The sequence below is a fragment of the Streptomyces sp. NBC_01210 genome (assembly GCF_036010325.1).
Classification (GTDB): domain Bacteria; phylum Actinomycetota; class Actinomycetes; order Streptomycetales; family Streptomycetaceae; genus Streptomyces.
Window position 1 is genome coordinate 2,747,203 of sequence record NZ_CP108549.1, and the last position, 21,595, is coordinate 2,768,797.

Annotated in this window: 19 protein-coding genes and 1 pseudogene; 11 read left to right on the plus strand and 9 right to left on the minus strand. The window is 71.1% G+C overall.

Annotation, left to right across the window (positions count from 1 at the left end; genetic code table 11):
- Positions 1–7 precede the first annotated feature (7 nt).
- Positions 8–3,424 (minus strand): AfsR/SARP family transcriptional regulator, encoded by a 3,417-nt coding sequence (locus tag OG735_RS12420; RefSeq protein WP_327323224.1) that lies wholly within the window; start codon positions 3,422–3,424, stop codon positions 8–10.
- Between the two features lie 127 nt (positions 3,425–3,551).
- Here OG735_RS12420 and OG735_RS12425 point away from each other — a divergent pair, with 127 nt between their 5' ends.
- Positions 3,552–4,358 (plus strand): site-2 protease family protein, encoded by an 807-nt coding sequence (locus OG735_RS12425; protein ID WP_327328289.1) that lies wholly within the window; start codon positions 3,552–3,554, stop codon positions 4,356–4,358.
- Positions 4,359–4,437: 79 nt separating this feature from the next.
- On the opposite strand, the gene OG735_RS12430 is transcribed toward OG735_RS12425, so the two are convergent.
- Together OG735_RS12430 and npdG are read right to left on the minus strand one after the other, a co-directional pair.
- Positions 4,438–4,617, minus strand: a complete 180-nt coding sequence (locus OG735_RS12430) for a hypothetical protein (protein ID WP_327323225.1) — start codon at positions 4,615–4,617, stop codon at positions 4,438–4,440.
- A gap of 72 nt (positions 4,618–4,689) precedes the next feature.
- Complete coding sequence (npdG, locus tag OG735_RS12435) at positions 4,690–5,400, minus strand: NADPH-dependent F420 reductase (protein WP_327323226.1); 711 nt, start codon at positions 5,398–5,400, stop codon at positions 4,690–4,692.
- A gap of 95 nt (positions 5,401–5,495) precedes the next feature.
- Here npdG and OG735_RS12440 point away from each other — a divergent pair, with 95 nt between their 5' ends.
- Positions 5,496–6,101 carry a hypothetical protein gene (locus OG735_RS12440; RefSeq protein WP_327323227.1) on the plus strand — a complete coding sequence of 202 codons (606 nt, stop codon included), beginning with the start codon at positions 5,496–5,498 and terminating at the stop codon, positions 6,099–6,101.
- A gap of 277 nt (positions 6,102–6,378) precedes the next feature.
- Here OG735_RS12440 and OG735_RS12445 read toward each other — a convergent pair whose 3' ends face one another.
- Positions 6,379–6,612 carry a hypothetical protein gene (locus OG735_RS12445; protein WP_327323229.1) on the minus strand — a complete coding sequence of 78 codons (234 nt, stop codon included), beginning with the start codon at positions 6,610–6,612 and terminating at the stop codon, positions 6,379–6,381.
- A gap of 58 nt (positions 6,613–6,670) precedes the next feature.
- Between OG735_RS12445 and map the strand changes: the two genes are divergently transcribed.
- Both map and OG735_RS12455 read left to right on the plus strand, forming a co-directional pair.
- Positions 6,671–7,528 (plus strand): type I methionyl aminopeptidase, encoded by an 858-nt coding sequence (map, locus tag OG735_RS12450; RefSeq protein WP_327323230.1) that lies wholly within the window; start codon positions 6,671–6,673, stop codon positions 7,526–7,528.
- A gap of 144 nt (positions 7,529–7,672) precedes the next feature.
- Positions 7,673–8,344 carry a biliverdin-producing heme oxygenase gene (locus tag OG735_RS12455; protein WP_327323231.1) on the plus strand — a complete coding sequence of 224 codons (672 nt, stop codon included), beginning with the start codon at positions 7,673–7,675 and terminating at the stop codon, positions 8,342–8,344.
- On the opposite strand, the gene OG735_RS12460 is transcribed toward OG735_RS12455, so the two are convergent.
- The gene (locus OG735_RS12460; protein WP_327323232.1) at positions 8,334–9,005 is read right to left on the minus strand and encodes a PhzF family phenazine biosynthesis protein; all 672 of its coding nucleotides are present in this window, start codon (positions 9,003–9,005) and stop codon (positions 8,334–8,336) included. The two genes, OG735_RS12455 and OG735_RS12460, sit on opposite strands and share 11 nt — an antisense overlap.
- Before the next feature lie 303 nt (positions 9,006–9,308).
- On the opposite strand from OG735_RS12460, the gene efeO reads away from it, so the two are divergent.
- From efeO to OG735_RS12480, 4 genes are read left to right on the plus strand one after another with little or no spacing between them, the layout of a single operon-like run.
- Positions 9,309–10,451, plus strand: a complete 1,143-nt coding sequence (gene efeO, locus OG735_RS12465) for an iron uptake system protein EfeO (protein WP_327323233.1) — start codon at positions 9,309–9,311, stop codon at positions 10,449–10,451.
- Between the two features lie 13 nt (positions 10,452–10,464).
- The gene (efeB, locus tag OG735_RS12470; RefSeq protein WP_327323234.1) at positions 10,465–11,760 is read left to right on the plus strand and encodes an iron uptake transporter deferrochelatase/peroxidase subunit; all 1,296 of its coding nucleotides are present in this window, start codon (positions 10,465–10,467) and stop codon (positions 11,758–11,760) included.
- 15 nt (positions 11,761–11,775) lie between these two features.
- A complete protein-coding gene (gene efeU / locus OG735_RS12475) occupies positions 11,776–12,735 on the plus strand; it encodes an iron uptake transporter permease EfeU (protein ID WP_327323235.1) in 960 nt (319 codons plus the stop codon).
- Entirely contained in the window at positions 12,653–13,606 is a 954-nt protein-coding gene (locus OG735_RS12480; RefSeq protein WP_327328290.1) for a hypothetical protein, read from the plus strand. Before efeU ends, OG735_RS12480 begins: the two co-directional genes overlap by 83 nt.
- Before the next feature lie 164 nt (positions 13,607–13,770).
- On the opposite strand, the gene OG735_RS12485 is transcribed toward OG735_RS12480, so the two are convergent.
- Complete coding sequence (locus tag OG735_RS12485) at positions 13,771–14,523, minus strand: bifunctional DNA primase/polymerase (RefSeq protein WP_327323236.1); 753 nt, start codon at positions 14,521–14,523, stop codon at positions 13,771–13,773.
- 224 nt (positions 14,524–14,747) lie between these two features.
- Between OG735_RS12485 and OG735_RS12490 the strand changes: the two are divergent.
- Positions 14,748–14,858, plus strand: a pseudogene (locus OG735_RS12490) (amidinotransferase); the annotation flags it as partial.
- Here the strand turns inward: OG735_RS12490 and OG735_RS12495 are convergent.
- Positions 14,847–15,881 carry a small ribosomal subunit Rsm22 family protein gene (locus OG735_RS12495; protein ID WP_327323237.1) on the minus strand — a complete coding sequence of 345 codons (1,035 nt, stop codon included), beginning with the start codon at positions 15,879–15,881 and terminating at the stop codon, positions 14,847–14,849. The pseudogene OG735_RS12490 and the gene OG735_RS12495 sit on opposite strands and share 12 nt — an antisense overlap.
- Before the next feature lie 173 nt (positions 15,882–16,054).
- On the opposite strand from OG735_RS12495, the gene OG735_RS12500 reads away from it, so the two are divergent.
- Positions 16,055–17,383, plus strand: coding sequence for a hypothetical protein (locus tag OG735_RS12500; protein WP_327323238.1), 1,329 nt, complete (start codon positions 16,055–16,057; stop codon positions 17,381–17,383).
- A 115-nt stretch (positions 17,384–17,498) separates the two neighbouring features.
- Here OG735_RS12500 and OG735_RS12505 read toward each other — a convergent pair whose 3' ends face one another.
- Together OG735_RS12505 and OG735_RS12510 are read right to left on the minus strand one after the other, a co-directional pair.
- Entirely contained in the window at positions 17,499–18,851 is a 1,353-nt protein-coding gene (locus OG735_RS12505) for a multidrug effflux MFS transporter (RefSeq protein ID WP_327323239.1), read from the minus strand.
- 231 nt (positions 18,852–19,082) lie between these two features.
- Positions 19,083–20,705 (minus strand): alkaline phosphatase D family protein, encoded by a 1,623-nt coding sequence (locus tag OG735_RS12510; protein ID WP_327323240.1) that lies wholly within the window; start codon positions 20,703–20,705, stop codon positions 19,083–19,085.
- A 133-nt stretch (positions 20,706–20,838) separates the two neighbouring features.
- On the opposite strand from OG735_RS12510, the gene OG735_RS12515 reads away from it, so the two are divergent.
- A complete protein-coding gene (locus tag OG735_RS12515) occupies positions 20,839–21,588 on the plus strand; it encodes an SDR family oxidoreductase (RefSeq protein ID WP_327323241.1) in 750 nt (249 codons plus the stop codon).
- Positions 21,589–21,595: the final 7 nt, after the last annotated feature.

The window sequence follows — 21,595 nt, forward strand, 5'->3', positions numbered from 1 at the left end:
CATGGGGTCACACGAGGGCGGCAGCCTCCTCGATGGTGAGGCTGCCGCCACCGGCGTACGCGGCCTGATACGCCGCGTCCCCGAGGACGGCGCGCACGGCCGCCTCGGCATCGGCCCGGTTCTCCCGCTCGTACTTGGGCGCGAAATGGCCGGGCGGCAGCAGTGCGTCGGACGTCCCGAGCATCCGGGCCGCGTCCCGCGCGCGCTCCGGTCGGCCCAGGACCAACGCCCAGGCGACGGTCACCATGTGCATCGAGGACATCTGCGGAACGACCATCAGGGTCAGCGGATCCTGCGCCATGTCCAGCGCCGTGCGCGCCCTGTCCAGCGACAGCTCGTACTCGCCGTCGAGAAGGTCCAGCCAGGCCAGGAAGCCGGTCACCATGCCCTCGAAGATCGCGAGGGTTCTGGACCGGAACTGCACCATCAGCAGCTCGATCTCCGCGCGGGCCTCCGGGATGCGATCGGTGCGGCCCAGCCACAGGGCGAGGATCATCCGGGCCGCAGCCGACGACTCGTTGTTCGCGCCCCCCTGCTCGGCCAGCACCTCACGGACGAGCGCCTCGCCCCGCTCACCCTCCCCCATCTCCACGAGGACGCCCGCGAGGCGGGAGCGCAGCACCGCCGTCTGGGCCTGGGCTCCGATCTGCTCCGCGTACCCGATGGCGGCCGTGAAGTCCTCGGCGGCGAGCGGGTACGCACCGCTGCGCTCCCGCGCCTCACCGCGCGCGGACAGAGCCTCGGCCGTGCCCCAGAGATCTCCGAGCCGGGTGAAGATCTCCAGGGCCTCGTCGGCGTCGCGGGACGCGTCGCCCGTCCACTCGCTGCGGTTGGCGAGGACATTGGCCCGTGCCTGGAGCGAGGCGGCGAGCTCCCACTCGTATCCGTACGCGCGGCAGGCCTCGACGGTCTCGTCGAGCAGATTCCTGAGCTGATCACCGTCCCCGGTCAGCAGAACGGCGAAGAACCAGAGCGAGCCCGGAGGCCGGCAGGTCTGCGGCAGCCCCGGCCGGTAGACCCGGGTGACCACGCGCAGCCGGTCCAGCTTCTCCGGCGTGGCCCACTCGTCCATGTCGTAGTCCATGAAGACCATCCGGATCAGCGCGGCACCGCGCCGGGCCTCCTGGAGCAGCTCGGGCGACATGGGCGGCGGCGCGTCCGTGAACCGTTCGGTGATCGGCGGGGCGGGCTCGACGGGCGGCGCGAAGGGGTCGGGGCCGAGCTCGCCCGCGGCCGTGGCCCAGTGCCGGGCCTCGGTGCGCAGATCCCGCATCTGCCAGTACCAGGACAGACAGAGGATGAGGCAGAGCGCCTCGTGCTCGTCGCGGGCGGCGACGGCGCGGCGGAGCGCGGTGCGCAGATTCTCGTACTCGAGCTGGAACCGGTCGACGGCGGCGCGCTGCCCGTGGCCACGCAGGAGGGGGTCCGTGGTACGGGCGAACTCCCGGTAGTGGACGAGGTGCTGGTGCTCGACGGCGGGGCGCTCACCGGCCTCGTCGAGGCGTTCGGCGGCGTACTCGCCGACGGTCTCCAGAAGCCGGTAGCGCATCTCGCCGTCGGGGGCGGGCGCGGCGACGACGAGGGACTTGTCGATGAGTGAGCCGAGGGCGTCGGCGACGTCGAGCCCGCCCGGGTCGGCGCAGACGGCTTCGGCGGCCGGGAGGTCGCTGCCGCCGGCGAACACCGACAACCGTCGCAGAACGGCGCGTTCGGGGTCCTCCAGGAGGTCCCAGGACCAGTCGACGACGGCACGGAGTGTCTGCTGGCGCGGCAGTACGGTGCGGCTGCCGCTGGTCAGCAGGCGGAAGCGGTCGTCCAGGCGGTCGGCGATCTGGCGCGGGGTGAGCATCCGCAGCCGGGCGGCGGCGAGTTCGATGGCGAGTGGCAGTCCGTCGAGACGACGGCAGATCTCGGCGGCCGCGGCGGCGGTGGCCTCATCGGTGTCGATACGGAAACCGGGCCTGGCCGCCGCGCCCCGCTCGGCGAGCAGCCGCAGCGCCATCGGATCCGGCAGCGGATCGACCGGGCGCACCAACTCGCCCGGCACACCCAGCGGTTCCCGGCTGGTGGCCAGGACGGTAAGGCCGGGGCAGCTCTCCAGCAGCCGCTCGGCCAGGGTGGCTGCGGCGCCGATGACGTGCTCGCAGTTGTCGAGGAGCAGCAGCATGCGCCGTCGTGAGCAGTGCTCTGCCAGCCGTACGAGGGCGTCGTCGGCGTATCCCTCGGCGGCCCGCATCTCCTCCGCGCGGGCGCCGCGCAGCACGGTCTCGCGGGCGCCGAGCGCGGTGAGGACGGCCTCGGGGACGGTCTCCGGATCGTCCACGGGCGCGAGTTCGGCGAGCCAGACCCCGTCGGGCCACGGGCTCCGCGCGTCGGCCGTGACCCGCTCGGCGGCCTCCTGCGAGAGCCGGGTCTTCCCGGCACCGCCGGGCCCGAGCAGGGTGACGAGGCGGGCGCGGCCGAGATCTCCGTGGATGGTGTCGATATCGGCCTCGCGCCCGACGAAGGAGGTGAGCCGGGCACGCAGATTGCCGGGGCGGGCCTCCCCCCGCTCCGGGGCTGTGCCCGAGGATGCGTCCTCGCGGAGCGGGGTCTCGGGCTGTGTCCGGAGCGGGGCCCGGCGCGCAGTCCCCGTCCCCGGAAGGGGCAGGGCCGGGGAGGGACCGCGTCGCGAGCCCGTTCCGGTCCCGGCTTCGGACAGATCCGGTCTCAGCAACTCCGCGTGCAGCGCCCGCAGTTCACGGCCCGGGTCCGCGCCCAGGCTGTCCGCGAGATCCGCGCGTACCTCCTCGTACGCCGCCAGCGCCTCGGCCGCGCGGCCCGCGTCCCGCAGCGCCCGGATCCGCAGCGCCTGCAGCGGCTCGTCCATCGGATGGTCCTCGCACAGCGCGACCAGCTCCGGCAGCGCCTCCTCTGCCCGGCCCAGCGCGAGCGCGGCCGCCAGGCGTGAGCGGCGGGCGTCCAGTCGGTGGGCCTCCCAACGCGCCGCCTCCGCCGTGCGGTCGGGCAGATCGGCGAGCACCGGCCCCTGCCAGAGCGCGAGCGCGTCGTCGAGCAGCGCCGCGGCCTTCACCGCGTCGCCCTCGTCCAGCGCCCGTGCCCCCTCCCCCGCGAGACGGTCGAAACGGTGCAGGTCCACATCCTCGCCGTCCGCGCACAGCCGGTAGCCGCCGCCGTCCGCCGAGGCCACCGCGGCGTGCCCCAGCGCCCGCCGCAGCCGCCCGACGAGCGCCTGCACCGCGCCCACCGCGTCGGCCGGGGGGTCGCCGTCCCACACCTCGTCGACCAGGAGGCCGACCGGGACCGTACGCCCGGGCCGCAACGCCAGCACGGCCAGTAGCGCACGCAGCCGCGCGCCACCGAGCGCGACGGGTGTGCCGTCGTCGTGAAGTGCCTGAGTGGTACCGAGAACCCGATAGTGCACCCGTCCATTGTCACCGGTGCGTAGCGGAGCCCGTACAGCAGGAACCCGGGCGTATGCGTGGGACGTTCTCCCCACGCCACCGGTACGGTCGACCCGCATGCCCACCACGTCCCCTGGAGCCGCACCCATGACCACCGCCACCTCACGCCACAGCGACCGGCGGATCAGTCCCGTCTTCCTCGGGATCGTCGCCGTGATGACGGTGACGGGCTGGGCGGTGTGGACGGACTTCGCGTCGAGCCCGGGTGTAGCCGTCTTCCTCTTCGTCACCTCGGCGTGGATCGTCTCGCTCTGTCTGCACGAGTACGCGCACGCCCGCACCGCGCTGCACGGCGGCGACATCACCATCGGCGCGAAGGGCTACTTGACCCTCAACCCGCTCAAGTACACGCACGCGTTGCTGAGCATCGTGCTGCCCGTACTGTTCGTGATCATGGGCGGTATCGGCCTCCCCGGCGGCGCGGTCTTCATCGAGCGGGGCCGGATCAAGGGACGTTGGAAGCACAGTGTGATCTCGGCGGCCGGGCCCCTGACGAACGCGCTGTTCGCGATCGTGTGCACCGCGCCGTTCTGGCTGGGCGCGCTGGACGGGGTGCCGCCGGTCTTCCGGTTCGCGCTCGCGTTCCTCGCGCTGCTGCAGCTCACCGCAGCGATCCTGAACTTCCTGCCGGTGCCGGGCCTCGACGGCTACGGCGTGATCGAGCCATGGCTCTCGTACAAGATCCGCCGCCAGGTCGAGCCGTACGCGCCCTTCGGGCTGCTCGCCGTCTTCGGCATCCTCTTCATCCCCGAGGTGAACCACGCGTTCTTCGACGCGATCGACGCGATCCTGCGGGGGCTGGGTGTCGGCCAGGCGGAGACGTACTGCGGTCAGGACTTCTACCGCTTCTGGAGCGAGCGGAACCCGGTCTGCGACTCGATCGCCAGTCAGTAGGCCCGACCGGCGGCACGTCCGTCAGTCGGCCGCCTGGGCGGTCGGCCTGGTCTGTCGGCCTGGTCTGTCGGCTGCAGCCCTACTCGCCGGCCCCGCGGGCGGCCTTCGCCCGGCGCAGGTAGTACCAGGCCATGTTCGAGGAGAGCCCGGCGAGCAGCACCCACACGATCCCGAGCCAGCTGCCCTGCCCGAAGGACACCACGGCCGCGACAACGGCGAGGGCGCAGACGACGAGGGAGTACAGAGCGAGGCGGGGCATGGGGTACGGCTCCTGTCGGGGTGTTGTACGTCCCGACCAGTGTCCCCCATGCCCCGCCATGCCCGCCGACGCCTACACGTCGGTGACGCGCAGACCCGCGTGTGCCTTGTAGCGGCGGTTCACCGAGATCAGATTGGCGACCAGCGACTCCACCTGGTGGGCGCCTCGCAGCCGGCCCGCGAAGACTCCGCGCATGCCCGGGATACGGCCGGCCAGCGCCTGCACGATGTCGGTGTCGGCGCGCGCCTCGCCCAGCACCATCACATCGGTGTCGATCTCCTCGATCGACGGGTCCTGGAGCAGTACGGCGGACAGATGGTGGAAGGCCGCGGTGACCCGCGAGTCGGGCAGCAGGGCGGCGGCCTGCTCGGCGGCGCTGCCCTCCTCCGGCTTCAGCGCGTACGCGCCCTTCTTGTCGAAGCCGAGCGGGTTGACACAGTCGACGACGAGCTTGCCCGCGAGCTCCTTCTGCAGCGCCTCGAGAGTCTTGGCGTGCCCTTCCCACGGCACCGCCACGATCACGACATCGCTGCGCCGCGCGCACTCGGCGTTGTCGGCGCCCTCGATGCCGAGGCCGAGCTCCGTGGCCGCCGTCTCGGCGCGCTCCACGGCCCGGGACCCGATGATCACCTTCTGCCCGGCCCTGGCCAGCCGGTACGCGAGCCCGCGCCCCTGGTCGCCGGTGCCGCCGAGGACGCCGACGATCAGGCCGGATACGTCGGGGAGGTCCCAGGGGTCCTTGGCCGGGGCCTTCGCGGTGCCCGCACTGTCAGTAGAAGTCATGAGCCCGACTTTACTTGCCGGTATCGGCTCCCGATCGGGTGAGGCGGTGCCAACCGGGCCCCACCGGGCGCGGTCGTGGGGCAGGATGCCGGGGCATGGATGCCGTACGCGTCGCGCTGCTGCGCGAAGTCCTGGCGGGTACGCAGTGGCCGGCGGCAACCCGGAGGTTCGCCGGGGTGCTGCGGTCCTCCGTGGTGCCGCAGGGCGGCAGGCTGCTGCTGGTGGGAACCGAGGAGTACGAGCCGTGGCATCTGTCCGCGCATCTCGTGGACGAGGCCGCGTGGTCCGGGCAGCCCGAGCTGACACCGACGCTCGTACGGCACCGGGTGCGGCCGGGGGACCCGGCACAGCTGGCCGTCGGGCTCGGCAGGCTGGAGGCGGCGCGACGCGGCGAGACCCTGCTCGTGGTGGCGCCCGCAAGGCCGGACGCCGGGCTGCTCGAGCGGGTGCACGATGCGCGGCGGGCCGGGGCGACGGTGCTGGCGCTGGACGGCGGGGACCCGGAGGTGCACGGTCTGGCGCACGAGGCGCTGACGGTGACCGCGCAGGCCGACGAGGTCGACATCGACACCGTGCAGCACCTGGTCAGCGCGGCGACCGGGGAGAACAGCCTGCCCGCACAGCGCGGCCGGCGCCGGTTCCGGGACCGGCTCTCGCGCCTCGCCGACCAGCTGACCGCGCCGCCGCCGGCCCGCTGGTAGAGCCGGTACGCCGGAGCCGGTCGAAACCGGCCCGCTCCTCGAACACCGGAGGGGCTGAAGTCCTGCCCCTCCGGCGTTCGAGGACACGCCCGAACGGGCGTCCGGGGGCAGCCTGCCCCGGTTCAGGGAAGAGGCGGGCAGGTGAAAGCGGCGGGCAGGGAAAGCTCCGCAGGCAGCCCGCGCCACAGGGCCGGGCGCCCCTGCGCGGGTCGTGGCCGTACCGAACGGCCGGGCGCCCCTGCGTGGGGTCGTGGCCGTACCGAACGGCCGGGCGCCGCTACGCGGGGTCGTCGCCGGACGGCGCGGACGTGTCGTGCCACCTCGGGTCGTTCTCCCACTCGAGATTGCGCTCGCGCGCGATCTCCATCGCCTGCTCCGCCTCCCCGCGGGAGGGGTACGGTCCGAAGCGGTCCTTCGCCGGACACTCCGGGCCCTCTTCGACCTTCTTGTGCTCCAGGCAGTAGTACCACTCGCCCGGCTTTCCGACCGTGCGCTTCTTGAACAGGGCCATCGTCGGCTCCTTCCTATGGGGCCATGCTGCCCCATCGCCCCTGGTTAGACTCGCTGGCATGTCTGGCCAGTCGCTGCTCGTACCAGGGGAGCTCTCTCCCACCCGCTCCGTTCCCGGAAACATCCGGCGCCCCGAGTACGTCGGGAAGCCCGCGCCGACGCCGTACACCGGGCCGGAGGTCCAGGACTCCGACACCGTCGAGCGGATGCGCGTCGCGGGTCGCATCGCCGCGCAGGCGATGGAGGAGGCCGCCAAGCACATCTCGCCCGGCGTGACCACGGACGAACTGGACCGGGTCGCGCACGAGTTCATGTGCGACCACGGCGCCTACCCCTCCACGCTCGGCTACCGCGGCTTCCCCAAGTCGCTCTGTTCCTCGGTGAACGAGGTGATCTGTCACGGGATCCCGGACTCCACCGTGCTGCGCGACGGCGACATCGTGAACCTCGACGTCACCGCGTACATCAACGGCGTGCACGGCGACAACAACGCCACCTACCTCTGCGGCGACGTCGACGAGGAGTCACGGCTGCTGGTGGAGCGGACCCGGGAGTCCCTCAACCGCGCCATCAAGGCGGTCAAGCCGGGACGCCAGGTCAATGTCATCGGCCGGGTCATCGAGTCGTACGCCAAGCGCTTCGGCTACGGCGTCGTCCGTGACTTCACCGGGCACGGGATCAACTCGTCCTTCCACTCCGGGCTGATCATCCCGCACTACGACGCCGCGCACGCGACGACCGTGATCCAGCCCGGGATGACCTTCACGATCGAGCCGATGCTCACGCTCGGGACGCACGAGTACGACATGTGGGACGACGGCTGGACCGTGGTGACGAAGGACCGCAAGCGCACGGCGCAGTTCGAGCACACGCTGGTGGTGACGGAGAGCGGGGCCGAAATCCTCACCTTGCCGTGATCGCTGCGAGGCGTAGGGTTTTTACCGACAGGACGTCGGGAACACATTGGCTCAGGTAAGCCTGAGCAGGAAGATCGGTGCCGGCAGTCGCGCCTTGCCGTCATCGCCTCCTTTCCCGTCCCCATCGGTCCCTGGAGGCCCGCCTTGGACGCCACCGCCACCGGCTCCGGTACGCCCTTCTCGACGCTCATCCGTGTCGCCTCGCACGAGCAGCACACCGAGGCGGAGACCTCGGCCTTCATGAGCGATCTGCTCGGCGGCCGGCTGAGCGTGGCCGCGTACGCGCGCTACACCGAGCAGCTGTGGTTCGTGTACCGGACGCTGGAGGAGGCGGCGGGGCTGCTGAAGGACGACGCGGTCGCCGGGCCGTTCATCCGGCCGGAGCTGATGCGCACCGCGGAGCTGGAGCGCGACCTGGCGCATCTGCGGGGCGCCGACTGGCGCGAGGGGCTCGCGCCGCTGCCCGCCACCGCCGCGTATGCCGCGCGGATCGCGGAGTGCGCGCGGAGCTGGCCCCCCGGGTATGTCGCGCACCACTACACCCGCTACCTCGGGGACCTCTCCGGCGGCCAGATCATCCGCGACAGGGCGGAGAAGACGTGGGGCTTCGCACGCAAGGGCGACGGCGTGCGGTTCTACGTCTTCGAGGAGATCGCCAACCCGGCGGCGTTCAAGCGGGGTTACCGCGAGCTGCTGGACGCGGTGGACGCGGACGATCTGGAGAAGCAGCGGATCATCGACGAGTGCAAGCGGGCGTTCGACTTCAATGGGGCGGTGTTCCGGGAACTGGGAGCGGAGTTCCCGCTCAGCGCATAGCAGGAGCGGGCACGGCCAGGCGTACGCGCCCGCCGATCTCGATCGTGTCGTCCGGGCCGGGAGCGGTCAGGATCTGCGATCCCCGGCCCTGGGTGATGTTCAGCGCCCGGCCGAGCCGGTCGGTGAGCAGCAGGGCGGCGGCCCCGGTCGCCTCGTCCTCGTCGATGCCGTCGTCACGGCCGGGGAACGCCCGCGCCCGCACCCGGCCCGCGGCCTCGTCCTCCCACCCCCAGGCGTAGACCCACTCCCCGGGCGGCGGCACCTCCAGCGCCTCGACCTCGGCAGCCGATCCGTACTGCCGCAGCGTGCGCGGCGGCGCCCACTCGGCGCGCGCGGTGATCCACGTGAACTCCCCGTCCTGCCGGACCCACACCTCACCGGCGGGCGGATTGACGACCTCGAGGTCCAGCAGCCAGGCGGCACCGACGAGGGGATGCCCGGCAAACGGCAGCCGGAGGCCTGGGGTGTAGATGTCGACGACACCGCGCTCGGGGTCGTCGACGAAGACGGTCTCACTGAAGCCGAGTTCGGCGGCGAGTGCCTGCCGGGACGCCTGGTCGGGGTAGCGGCGGGGGTCGCGTACGACACCGAGCGTGTTGCCGTGGCGGCCGTCGGCGCCGCAGAACACATGGAGCACGTCGAGCACGTCGAGTTCATTCACTCCGGCATTCAAGCATCAGAGCCTCCCGGACCGCCGCGATTGCCCCGCCGGGCCCGCCGAGTTCCCCCTCGGTTTGCCCACCGTCGAAATCGCGCCTCTTGGCCATTACTTGACCCTTCCGTGCCGCCACCGTGAGCACCTCGTGACCCCGCCGTGTCTCAACGCGCACATGAGAGCTGAATCACTGGACGGGTGGGTATCGGTCAGGTAAGCCTCGGTTAAGTTAGGTCCGCCTCACCCTGAGTTCCAAGCCAGTCCCACCCCCCGCACCGTCCCCGTACCCCCTTCCATCGTGGAGCCCGCATGCGACCCGTCCGTCTCTCCGTCGTCACCGCCGCCGCGACCGTGGCAGCCCTGACCGCCGTCACGGGCTGCGCCGAGAAGAGCGATGCCAAGGGCGGCGACGGCGCCGTCCAGGTCACCGCGAAGGATGACTCCTGCGAGGTGTCGAAGAAGGAGTTCCCGGCCGGGCATGTCCAGCTCGCCGTCGAGAACAAGGGCTCCAAGGTCACCGAGGTCTACGTCCTCTTCCCGGACGGCCGCATCGTCGCCGAGCGCGAGAACATCGGCCCCGGCACCAAGGCGAACATCACCGCCGAAGTGAAGGCCGGTGACTACGAGATCGCCTGCAAGCCCGGTATGAAGGGCGACGGCATCCGCCAGAAGGTCACCGCCACCGGCGACGGCAAGGCCGCCAAGCGCAGCCCGCAGATGGACGCCGCCGTCGCCGCGTACCGCCAGTACGTGCAGCAGCAGGCCGACGAGACGCTGCCCAAGGTGAAGGTCTTCACCGACGCGGTCAAGGCCGGCGACATCGAGGCCGCCAAGAAGGCCTACGCCGACTCCCGCATCGGCTGGGAGCGCACCGAGCCGGTGGCCGAGTCCTTCGGCGACATCGACCCGAAGGTCGACCTGCGTGAGGACGGCCTGGAGAAGGGCCAGAAGTGGACCGGCTGGCACACGCTGGAGAAGGCGCTGTGGCAGACCAAGAAGCTCGGCCCCGCGGAGAAGGCCCTCGCCGAGACCCTCACCAAGGACCTGGCCGACTGGCAGAAGAGGGTCGGCAAGGCGGACATCACCCCCACCTCCATGGCCAACGGCGCCAAGGAGCTGCTGGACGAGGTCGCCACCGGCAAGGTCACCGGTGAGGAGGAGCGCTACAGCCACACCGACCTGGTCGACTTCAAGGCCAACGTCGAAGGTGCCCAGAAGTCCTTCGAGCTGCTGAAGCCGGTCGCCACCAAGAACGACCCGAAGCTCGTCGCCGAGCTGGACAAGCAGTTCGCGACGCTGAACGCGCTGCTCGACAAGTACCGCAAGGACACCACCTCGTACGAGTTCACCTCCTACGACAAGGTCGGCAAGGACCAGCGCAAGGAGCTCAGCGACGGCGTCAACGCGCTCGCCGAGCCGCTGTCCAAGCTCGGCGCCGCGGTTGCGAAGTAACGGGGGGATCGGCATGTCTGAGAAGAACAACGAGACCGACGAGACCACGGAGACCACGGAGACCACGGAGACCGGCGGCCAGTCCCAGGCCCCGTCCCGTCGTTCGGTGCTCGGCTGGGGCGGTGCGGGCCTCGCGCTCGGCGCCGCCGCGGCCAGCGGCGCCGTTGCCCTGAGCGGCGGGGACACGACCGAGCCCGCCGCCTCGGCCGGCGCGGCCGTGCCCTTCCACGGTGCGCACCAGGCTGGCATCGCCAGCGCGGTGCAGGACCGGCTGCACTTCGCGGCCTTCGACGTGAAGACGAAGGACCGCGCCGAGCTGGTCCAGCTGCTCAAGGACTGGACGCGGGCCGCGGAGCGGATGACGGCCGGGCAGGCAGTCGGCGAAGGCGCGTTCGGCGGTCTCGCCGAGTCGCCGCCGGACGACACCGGCGAGGCGCTCGGCCTCAAGCCGTCCCGGCTCACGCTCACCATCGGCTTCGGCCCCTCCCTGTTCGCCAAGGGCCGCTTCGGCCTTGAGGGCAAGCGCCCGGCGGCCCTGGTGGAGCTGCCGACGTTCCCCGGCGACAACCTCGACCCGGCGCGCAGCGACGGCGATCTGTGTGTGCAGGCCTGTGCGGACGACCCGCAGGTCGCGGTGCACGCGATCCGCAACCTCGCCCGCATCGGCTTCGGCAAGGTCGCGGTCCGCTGGTCGCAGCTGGGCTTCGGCAAGACCTCGTCGACGACGCCCGACGCGCAGACCCCGCGCAACATGATGGGCTTCAAGGACGGCACCCGGAACATCGCCGGTACGGACGCGGCCGCACTCGACCAGCATGTCTGGGTCGCCGAGAAGGAGGGCTCGGGCTGGCTGACCGGCGGCTCGTATCTCGTCGCGCGCCGGATCCGGATGAACATCGAGACCTGGGACCGCACTCCGCTCAGCGAGCAGGAGGACATCTTCGGCCGCGACAAGGGCGAGGGCGCGCCGGTCGGCAAGGCCAAGGAGCGCGACGAGCCGTTCCTGAAGGCGATGCTGCCGACCGCGCATGTACGGCTCGCGCACCCGGACACCAACGGCGGTGCGAGGATCCTGCGCCGCGGCTACTCCTTCACCGACGGCACGGACGGTCTGGGCCGGCTGGACGCGGGGCTGTTCTTCCTCGCGTACCAGCGCGACGTGCACAAGGGCTTCATTCCGGTTCAGCGCTCGCTGGCGGCCAGCGACGACCTCAACGAGTACATCCAGCACGTGGGTTCGGCGCTGTTCGCCGTCCCGCCGGGCGTCCGGGACAAGGACGACTGGTGGGGCCGGGCGCTGTTCTCCTGACCGAAGGGACCCGACGTGTTCGGTAACTATCTGATCGGCCTGCGCGAGGGCCTCGAGGCCAGCCTGGTCGTCTGCATCCTGATCGCGTATCTGGTCAAGACCGGGCGACGCGAGGCGCTGCGTCCGGTCTGGATCGGCATCGGGGTCGCGGTCGCGCTCTCCCTCGGCTTCGGTTTCGCACTCGAATTCGGCTCGCAGGAGCTGACGTTCGAGGCGCAGGAGCTGCTCGGGGGCTCGCTGTCGATCCTCGCGGTCGGTCTGGTGACCTGGATGGTCTTCTGGATGCGGCGCACCGCGCGGCATCTGAAGTCCGAGCTGCACGGCAAGCTGGACGCCGCGCTGCAGATGGGCACGGGCGCGCTGGTCGCCACCGCGTTCCTGGCGGTGGGTCGCGAGGGTCTGGAGACGGCGCTGTTCGTGTGGGCCTCGGTACGGGCCAGCAGCGACGGCTCGTCCGGGCCGCTGATCGGTGTGCTGCTCGGTATCGCCACCGCGATGGTGCTGGGCTGGCTGTTCTACCGGGGCGCGCTGCGGATCAACCTGGCGAAGTTCTTCAAGTGGACCGGCCTCATGCTGGTGATCGTGGCGGCGGGCGTCCTTGCGTACGGCGTTCATGACCTGCAGGAGGCGCGCTTCCTCGGCGGTCTGGCGAACAAGGCCTTCGACATCAGCGCGACGATCCCGCCGGACAGCTGGTACGGCACGCTGCTGAAGGGTGTCTTCAACTTCCAGCCCGACCCGACTGTCATCCAGGTCACGGTGTGGGCGCTGTATTTGATCCCGACGCTCGGGCTGTTCCTCGCCCCGGTAGGGTTCGGACGGTCAGTGGGGGTCAAAGAGCAGAAGGCAACCGATGAGAAGGCTGGATCGGGCGGCGGCGAGGCTCGCGGCGATGACGGTGCTGTCCCTGACGGCGAGCGGGTGCGTGACGGTGCACGGCGAACGGGAAGTCGTTCCGTCGGCGACAAAATCTGAGGCCACACGGGCGCTCAAGGATTTCGCCGAGGCGTACAACGCGGCCGACAAAGCCTACGACCCGGCCCTCGACGCGGGCCGGGTCACCGGTGCGCTCGGTGCGATCAACCAGGCCGGGCTGAAGGCGCGCAGCGTCAACTACCCGGACGGCAATCCGCAGCACGTACCGCTGGAGCTGACGGACGCGAAGTACACCATCCCGAAAAAGGCCGGCTGGCCGCGCTGGTTCGTCGCCGATGTCGACTCCAACCGCGACCGGGACAACGGCAATCAGGACAACCGCTGGGTGCTGGTCTTCGTACGCAGCGACGCGGACCAGGTGTGGCAGGCGGCGTATCTGACGATCCTCTCCCCCAGCAGGATTCCGGCGTTCAAGACCGACAAGGACGGCTGGGCCGAGCCCGTCGCCCCGGACAGCGCGGCGCTGGCCGTCGCTCCCCGCAATCTGAGCGAGGAGTACGCCTCGTACATGCAGAACGGCAAGCCGGAGCACTTCAAGGACGGGCCGCACACCTCGGGCTGGCGCGATTCCCGCAAGAAGGACGCGAATCTGCCGGGGATGTCCACGCAGTACATCGACCAGTCTCTGGACAGCGACGACTTCGCGCCGCTCGGGCTCACCACCGAGGACGGCGGCGCGCTGGTCTTCTTCTCGGTGCGCAACTACGAGCGGCAGACGGCCGCGAAGGGGCTGCGGCTGAAGGTCCACCCGGATGTCAAGGCGCTGCTGACGGGTGACGTGAAGTCCACGGTCACCAAGGAGCGGGTCTCCAGCCAGGCGGTGGTGGTGCCGCCGGGCGGCGGCGCGAACGCCGGGAAGGTCGATGTGCTGGGCCGGTTGACGGGACTGACGGCGGCCAAGGGCTCGTAGCGGCACGTGAGTTGACCGTAGCCGGGGAGGCTCCGCGTACGACCTTCGGGCGAGTCCTCAAGCGCCGAACGGGCTCAAATGTTCTGCCCGTCCGGCGGAAACTCAAGCCTGGCCGGTGTTTGAGGCGCCGGGTCCGGGGCGGTGCCCGATTCGGGAAGGAAGGTCTAGCGGCTCTGCGGCCACGCCACCTCGTGGCGGTCCACGCCCTCGACCCCGCCCGCCCACTTCGCGCACGCATCCGTCAGCGTCTCCAGCAGCGTCAGCGGATCCGGCAGCGGATGCTCCAGCCCACGCAGCCAGCGCACCTCAAGATCGCCGGGGAGCCGCGCCGGCGGTACGAGGACGTAGCTGCCGCGGCAGTGCCAGCGCAGCCCGGGGTGCTCGTCCATCGTCTCGGGGTGGCAGTCCAGTTCGCAGGGCCACCACTCGTCCTCGTCCTCGGGAGTGCCGCGAGTGGCGGTGAAGAACAGCATCCGGTCTTCGCCGGACTCCGCCACCGGGCCGACCTCGATGTTCAGCTCGAGCAGCCGCGCGAGGGCGCTGCGGCCGGCTTCCATCGGGACGTCGAGGACGTCGTGGACCATGCCGGTCGCGGTGATGAAGTTGGCCTGCGGCTGGCCGAGGGCCCAGCGCCCGATCTGGCCGGGGTCGGTCGTGGACTGCGTCTGCCAGGCGAAGGAGACCGGGTGCCTGCCCGGGGTGGGGCAGCCGATTCGCTCGCAGGAACATCGGTAGGCGAGGGGATACGCGGCGGGTGCGAGTGGCAGTCCCGCGGCAGCGGCGGCCAGCAGCAGGGTCTCGCGGCGGGAGTCCTCGGCGTCGGTGTTCTTCGGGCGCCGGCGCAGCCACTGGGGCAGCCTGCTCTCCCGGGAGAGCCTGTTCTCCGTGCCGCGGTAGCGGCCGATACCGTCGCCCATCTATCCCCTCACACCTCACGCTCGCCCTTGGCGGACTCTGCCATGGTCCCACCATCCTGCTCCTCGGGTGGACACAGTCCCCAACCGGGGTAGCGGTCGGTACCTTCCCGTGTACGCCCCGGGCTGAATGGCCGCAGGGGGACGGGGGCCTTGGAGGCGATCGACGGAAGATCGTCTGCTTGGACGATGCACCACCCGATCGGTTCACAGCGCGCGGGCTTCGGCTCTTCGAGCCGCTGCGGGAGCGGGGGTTCGAGCCGATCGGCATGGACCTCGGTGCGCTGCTCAAGGGCGGCGGCAGCGTGAAGTGCTGCACTCAGGAGCTACGCGTCTGACGCGTCGTGGGTGCTGTGGGGCGGCGGCCACTCGTCGCCCCATGCCACATCGCGCGCCGCGCGGTACAGCGCGCCATGGCGCTTGGTGACCGTCTCACGGCGCAGCTCCTCCGCCTCGGTGCACAGCTCGAGCAGGACCAGACCCTTGCGGATCTGGGGCTTGCGGGTGACTCGTGCGGGCGCCGGCGCGGCCGGGAAGCGCACCGCCGCGACATAGCTGAACTTCTCGTCCTCGTACGGCAGTGAGCCGCCCTTCACCTGGCGGTGCAGCGAGGAGCGACTCACCCGCGCGGCGAAATGGCACCAGTCCGAGCCACCCGCCTCATTGAGCGCGGTGATCGGGCAGGCGGCGCTGTGCGGGCAGGGCGCGGCGACCCTGAGGCCGGCCTCGATCAGGCGGTCGCGGGCCTCGATGATCCGGGCGTAGCCGTCCGGCGTGCCCGGCTCGACGATCACGACGGCCTGGGCCGCGCGGGCGGCCTCGGTGACGACAGCAGCCCGGTCCTTGGCGGTGAGCTCCTTGAGCACGTAGGAGACCGTGACGAGATCAGTGCTCTCGATACGGAGCGTCGCGCTGATCCGCGAGCGCTGCCACTCGGCGGCACGCAGGGCGGGCACTCCGGATGCGACGGCCAGTTCGCGGCCCAGCTCGAGCGCGGGCTCGGCCCAGTCGAGCACGGTGGTGCGCGGGCCGTCCTCCTCCCAGGCCTCGGCGACGGCCCAGCTCGCCGCTCCCGTCCCGCCGCCGATATCGGTGTGCGTCGACGGGGACCACTCGGGTGCCGCGGCGCGCAGGGCTGCGAGCGCGGACCGTACGGCCTCGAAGGTCGCGGGCATCCGGTACGCGGCGTATGCGGCGACATCGGAACGGTCACGGAGCACGGGAGCGTCGGTCGGGGTGGTCCCCCGGTAGTTGACGATCAGCCGCTCGACGGCCTGCGCCGCCTGCGTGGGCGGCAGCCCGTCCAGCAGCCCGGCGAGGGCGCTGCGCAGGGCTTCCGCGGTGGGGAGGGTGGCGTTCACCGACAGATTCTAGGCATGTCGGCCGTGTCGGCGGCCCTTCCCGCTGTCGTCCCCGGCGGTACGGAACGGGGACGGAACGGCGACAGTATCGAACTGCTGGCAGCGCAACGGCAGTTGCTACGCTGACGGCCGTCGCCGCACACGCTACGTGCCGCACCGCTCACGGGGGGACCATGAGACAGAGGGTCGTTCGCGTGACCCTGGTGGCCGGGCTGATCGTCCTGGCGCTGCTGCTCCTGCTGAGCATGTGCGGTGGGGGTGATGGTGAGGGCGCAGGCAAGGCCGCCGACAACAAGACCGGCAAGCCGGTGCGGCACAGCGCCGGCCCCCTGACCCGGCTCAGCGTCCCGTCCGCGTACGACACCCGGCAGGGCTGGGAGATCTCCAACGTCTCTCCGGAGTACGCCATCGCGCAGGACAGCGGCCGTATCGGCTATCTGGAGCGAGTCGATGAGTCCCGGTTCCGGCTGCGCACGCTCGACTCCGCGACCGGCAGGCCCGGGTGGACCGGTCAGCCCTGGCATCCGCCGGCCTCCGCCGACCAGTTCCCCGGGCTGCTCTCTGTCGCCAAGGACGGCCGCGAGTACTTCGTGACCTGGTCCTTCGGTACGGCGGGCGAGGACGCGCTGAACACGGCCGGCACCTTTGTCGCGCTCGATGTGTACGACGTCGCGGACGGCGGCCGGCAGCGGGTCGAGGTCCCGTGGCCCACCGCGCCGACCGTCTCGGGCACCGGCCCCGGCATTCTCATCTCCGACGGCGGCACCAGGAGCGCGGTCGTCGACCCGGTCTCCGGCGAGGTGACCCGAGTCCCGCAGAACGCGCTCGGCTACCCCAAGGGCTGTACCGGCTGCCGTCGGCTGACCGCGGTACGCGGGGTGACCGCGAAAGGGCTGCTGCTGAGCGGGGACCCCGGTTTCTGGGTCCGCGGCGGCTGGTCCAGCCGGAACGTGGCTCCGGCCCGCACCGATCCCGCCTCCGGAGTGCCGACCTCGGTGGCCCCCGGGTACGTACTGGCCAAGTGGCAGCCGACGAAGGGCAGCAAGGACGCGGGCACGTACGACATCTGGGCGGTGCACGAGGTGACGACCGGGAAGCCGCTGGTCCAGGTGCGGTGTCACAAGCCGGCGATCGAGCCGGGCGAGTATCCGCAGGCGATGCTCTCGCCGGAGGGCGGCTATCTCGTCGCCGGGAATCTCGCGTTCGACCTGGAGCAGCGCAAGGCGTACTGCTTCGAGGAGTCGGACGGTTCCAAGCCGCTGACGCTGACCACCGTGACCGACTCGGGCACGGCGTACGGCGCGACGAGCGCGCGCAGCCCGGCGGACGCGCTGGCCGGCGGCGGTGCGCCGATCGAGCTGGACCTGGCCACCGCGGTGCCCCAGGCGCTGTCGCCCAATGTCCGGCTGCCTGGTGCGGAGACCGCGGGAGTCGGAGTCTTCAGCTGGACGGACACGAAGGACCGGCTGCATCTGATCGGGTACCCGCGCCGCGAGGGCTGACCCCGGGCTGCGCGGGCCGGGCCCGGCTGCCAGGTCTCGCCCGCGTCGGACTGCCCCGGTCGGACTGCCCCGGTCGGACTGCCCCGGTCGGACTGCCCCGGTCGGACGGCCTCGGTCAGACGGCCTCGGCGCGCCGCTGCCACGGCCGGCACAGGACCAGGAAGCAGCCCAGCGCGGCCAGTGCGGAAGCCAGTTGGACCACGGCCATCGGAACCGCCGTCGCCTCGCCCGCGATCCCGACGAGCGGGGACGCGACGGCGCCGATGAGGAAGGACGCCGTGCCGATCAGCGCGGACGCGGAGCCCGCGGCATGCGGGGTACGCATCAGGGCCAGGGCGTTGGTGTTGGGCATCGCCAGACCCATCGCCGACATCAGCACAAAGAGACCGGACGCGACCGGGAACAGGCCCACCTTGCCGAAGACTCCCGATGTCATCAGCAGCAGCGCGGTCGCGGCCAGTGTGATCACGGCCAGGCCGAAGCCGAGCGCCTTGTCCAGGCTGATCCGGCCCACCAGCACCTTGCCGTTGATCTGGCCGACGATGATCAGACCGACGGAGTTGACGCCGAAGAGCAGGCTGAAGGTCTGCGGGGATGCGCCGTAGATCTCCTGCACCACGAACGGCGAGGCGGAGATGTACGCGAAGAGCGCGGCGAAGGCGAGGCCGCCGGTGAGCATGTATCCGGTGAAGACCCGGTCGGCGAGCAGCCCGCGCATGGTGCGCAGGGCCTGGCCGACGCCGCCGCTGTGGCGCTTCTCCTGCGGGAGGGTCTCGTGCAGCCACTTCACCGCGAGGAGGGTGAGCAGAATGCCGATGGCGGTGAGGACGACGAAGACGCCGCGCCAGTCGGTGATCCGCAGCACCTGGCCGCCGATCAGCGGCGCGATGATCGGCGCGACGCCGGAGATCAGCATCAGGGTGGAGAAGAACCGGGCCATCTCCACGCCGTCGTAGAGATCGCGCACCACGGCCCGCGCGATGACGATGCCGGCCGCGCCCGCCAGTCCCTGCAGCAGCCGGAAACCGGTCAGCAGCTCGACGGTCGGCGCCAGTGCGCAGATCGCGGTGGCCACGACGTACACGATCATCCCGATGAGCAGCGGGCGGCGGCGCCCCCACCTGTCGCTCATCGGGCCGACCACGAGCTGGCCGAGCGCCATGCCCGCGAGACAGGCGGTGAGCGTGAGCTGGACGGTCGCGGCGGGCGCGCGCAGCGATTCGGTGACGGCGGGCAGTGCCGGGAGGTACATGTCCATGGAGAGCGGCGGCAGCGCCGTGAGGCCGCCGAGGACGAGGGTGACCAGAAGGCCGACGCGGCGGGCCGCGGCGACGGGAGCAGCTACGGGTACGGGTGCCACCTGTGCGGGTGCTGCCTGCGCGGGTGCCGCCTGCGCGGGTGCCGCCTGCGCGGGTGCCGGGTCGGCGGAGGGTATGTGTCCTGGTGTGCTCTGGCCGCTCTCCGGCATCAACAGCTCCTGTTCCTGGTGTCCGCATCCATGCTCTCAGCTCGTCGGGAGTGGTCGAGACCCTTTTTCTCGAGGGCGGGTCCGGGACGAGCGAGATCGCGGTGGGGTGCGCCGGCGGCCGTGCCGTGATGCGGACGCCGACGCGGTACGGGACCGCGTCGGCGTCCGCTTCCCGGGCGAGGCCGGCGGCGGGAGCCGGACCGACGGCGCGAGCTGAACCGACGGCGCGAGCTACACCGGCTTGAGGCCGGGGTCGCCGGCCTCGGTCACAAAGGACGCCGCCGTGGTGACGGGCGCGCCCGGTGTGGTGACGGCGCTGACGGTCCGGAAGTCGGCGCGCGCCTGCTGCTCGCCGAGGGTGACGGTCACATAGCCGCGGCGGCCGTTGTAGAACTTCATGTGCGGGTTGGCCTGGGTGAGTTTGTCCCAGTTGGCGGGCTTCTCGGCACCGTCCTTTCCGCTGCTGATGGAGGTGGCGACGATCTCGGTGCCGACGGTGCGGGACGCGGGGTCGTTGAAGTCCTTCTTCAGGTCGAGGCCGTATCCGACGTGCACATCGCCGGTGAGAACCATCAGGTTCTCGATACCGGCCGCCTGCGCACCGGCCAGGACTCGGTCGCGGGAGGCCGGATAGCCGTCCCAGGAGTCCATGCTCAACTTGAAGGTGCCGGTGGGGACATCGCGCCGCTGCGCGAAGGTGACCTGCTGCGGCACGACGTTCCAGCGAGCGTCTGAGGCCTTCCACCCGTCGAGCAGCCAGCGCTCCTGCTCGGCGCCGGTGAGGGTGCGCGCCGGGTCCTCGGACTCCGGTCCCGGGATCTGCCAGCCGTCGCCGTACGCCTGGTCGGAGCGGTACTGACGGGTGTCGAGGATGTCGAACTGCGCGAGCTGCCCGAAGTACAGCCGTCGGTAGAGCTGCATATCGGGTCCTGCGGGCTGCTGCGGCTTGCGCAGCGGCTGGTTCTCCCAGTACGCGCGGTAGGCGGCGGCCCTGCGCAGCAGGAACTCCTCCGGCGGGACGTCGTTCTCCGGGGTCTCGTCCGCGTAGTTGTTCTCGGTCTCGTGGTCGTCCCAGGTGACGATGAAGGGGTGCGCGGCGTGCGCGGCCTTCAGATCGGGGTCGGACTTGTAGAGGCCGTAGCGCAGCCGGTAGTCCTCGAGCGTGACGGTCTCACGGTTGTAGTGGGCGGGGACGCGGCGGTCCGGGTACTTCCGGGCGCCGCCGACCGCGTCCACGGCGTATTCGTAGAGGTAGTCGCCGAGGTGGAAGACGGCGTCGAGCTCCTCCTCGGCGAGGTGCCTGTACGCGGTGAAGTAGCCGTCGTGGTACGCCTGGCAGGAGACGGCGGCGAGCTTCAGCTCACTGATCCGCGCGGACCGGGCGGGCGCGGTCCTGGTCCGTCCGGTCGGACTGATCCAGTTCCCGGCGCGGAAGCGGTAGTAGTAGGGCCGGGCGTTGTCGAGGCCGAGGACGTCGACGTGGACGCTGTGGTGGAACTCCGGGTGGGCGGTGACGGATCCGCGTCGCGCGATACGGGTGAAGCGGGAGTCGTGGGCGAGCTCCCAGCGCAGCGACACCTTGGCGCGCGGCAGTCCGCTGTCGGGCTCGTAAGGGCGCGTCGCGAGGCGCGTCCACAGCAGTACGGAACCGGGCTTCGGGTCTCCGGAGCCGACGCCGAGGGTGAAGGGATCCTCGGTGATCTTCTTGGCGTCGAGTTCGGCGGCGTGGGCGGTACCGGGCAGATTGACGGCGAAGGCGAGCGCGGCTGCGGCGCCGGTGACGGTGAGGAACCTGCGGCGGCCGATGTGCTGGGCGGCGGCCCGGAGCTCGGGTGCGTGCGATGTGGTTCTCATGTGCCCCTCCCCTGACGGCTGTTGTCCTTCCGCATTGGAGTAGGGGCCGACGACTCTGCGTTGTCGAGTACACAACATCCGTATGTCGGTCGGATGAGTTCCACGTACAGATGGGCGACTACGCTGCGCGTCCATGAACGCTGTATCGAGGATTGCGGTGGTGACGGGAGCGGGTTCGGGCATCGGCCGGAGCGTGGCGCTGACGCTGGCGGGTGCGGGCTGGTCGGTGGTCCTGGCGGGTCGGCGGGCCGAGGCCTTGGCGGAAACGGCGTCTCTGGCGGGCGGGGATGTGCGGTGCTTCCCCACTGATGTGACGTCACCGGCCGATGTCACCACGCTGTTCGCCGCGGTACGGGAACACCACGGCCGACTTGACCTGCTGTTCAACAACGCAGGCACGTCCGGCCCCCGCGTCAGCTTCGAGGACCTGACGTACGAGGCCTGGCGCACGGTGGTGGACGTGAACCTGACGGGCGCGTTCCTGTGCGCCCAGGCGGCGTTCCGGGCGATGAAGGAGCAGTCGCCGCAGGGCGGCCGGATCATCAACAACGGCTCGATCTCGGCACATGTGCCGCGCCCGAACTCGGCGCCGTACACCTCGACGAAGCACGCGATGACGGGCCTGACGAAGTCGCTGTCGCTCGACGGGAGGGCGTACTCGATCGCGTGCGGCCAGATCGACATCGGCAACGCGGCGACCGAGATGACGGAGCGGATGCAGGCGGGGATCCTGCAGGCCAACGGGGACGTGATGGTGGAGCCGGTGATGGACGCGGCGGATGTGGCGCGGACGGTGCTCCATATGGCGGAGCTGCCCCTGGCGGCGAATGTGCAGTTCGCGACGGTGATGGCGACGGCCATGCCGTACATCGGCCGGGGCTGAACTCCCT

Coding starts and splice junctions, on each gene's coding strand:
- OG735_RS12485 (WP_327323236.1), bottom strand. CDS start 14,523: ATGGGCGACGGTATCGGCCGCTACCGCGGCACGGAGAACAGGCTCTCC.
- efeB (WP_327323234.1), top strand. CDS start 10,465: ATGTCTGAGAAGAACAACGAGACCGACGAGACCACGGAGACCACGGAG.
- OG735_RS12430 (WP_327323225.1), bottom strand. CDS start 4,617: ATGCCCCGCCTCGCTCTGTACTCCCTCGTCGTCTGCGCCCTCGCCGTT.
- map (WP_327323230.1), top strand. CDS start 6,671: ATGTCTGGCCAGTCGCTGCTCGTACCAGGGGAGCTCTCTCCCACCCGC.
- efeO (WP_327323233.1), top strand. CDS start 9,309: ATGCGACCCGTCCGTCTCTCCGTCGTCACCGCCGCCGCGACCGTGGCA.
- OG735_RS12425 (WP_327328289.1), top strand. CDS start 3,552: ATGACCACCGCCACCTCACGCCACAGCGACCGGCGGATCAGTCCCGTC.
- npdG (WP_327323226.1), bottom strand. CDS start 5,400: ATGACTTCTACTGACAGTGCGGGCACCGCGAAGGCCCCGGCCAAGGAC.
- OG735_RS12500 (WP_327323238.1), top strand. CDS start 16,055: ATGAGACAGAGGGTCGTTCGCGTGACCCTGGTGGCCGGGCTGATCGTC.
- OG735_RS12445 (WP_327323229.1), bottom strand. CDS start 6,612: ATGGCCCTGTTCAAGAAGCGCACGGTCGGAAAGCCGGGCGAGTGGTAC.
- OG735_RS12510 (WP_327323240.1), bottom strand. CDS start 20,705: ATGAGAACCACATCGCACGCACCCGAGCTCCGGGCCGCCGCCCAGCAC.
- OG735_RS12505 (WP_327323239.1), bottom strand. CDS start 18,851: ATGCCGGAGAGCGGCCAGAGCACACCAGGACACATACCCTCCGCCGAC.
- OG735_RS12480 (WP_327328290.1), top strand. CDS start 12,653: ATGACGGTGCTGTCCCTGACGGCGAGCGGGTGCGTGACGGTGCACGGC.
- OG735_RS12440 (WP_327323227.1), top strand. CDS start 5,496: ATGGATGCCGTACGCGTCGCGCTGCTGCGCGAAGTCCTGGCGGGTACG.
- OG735_RS12515 (WP_327323241.1), top strand. CDS start 20,839: ATGAACGCTGTATCGAGGATTGCGGTGGTGACGGGAGCGGGTTCGGGC.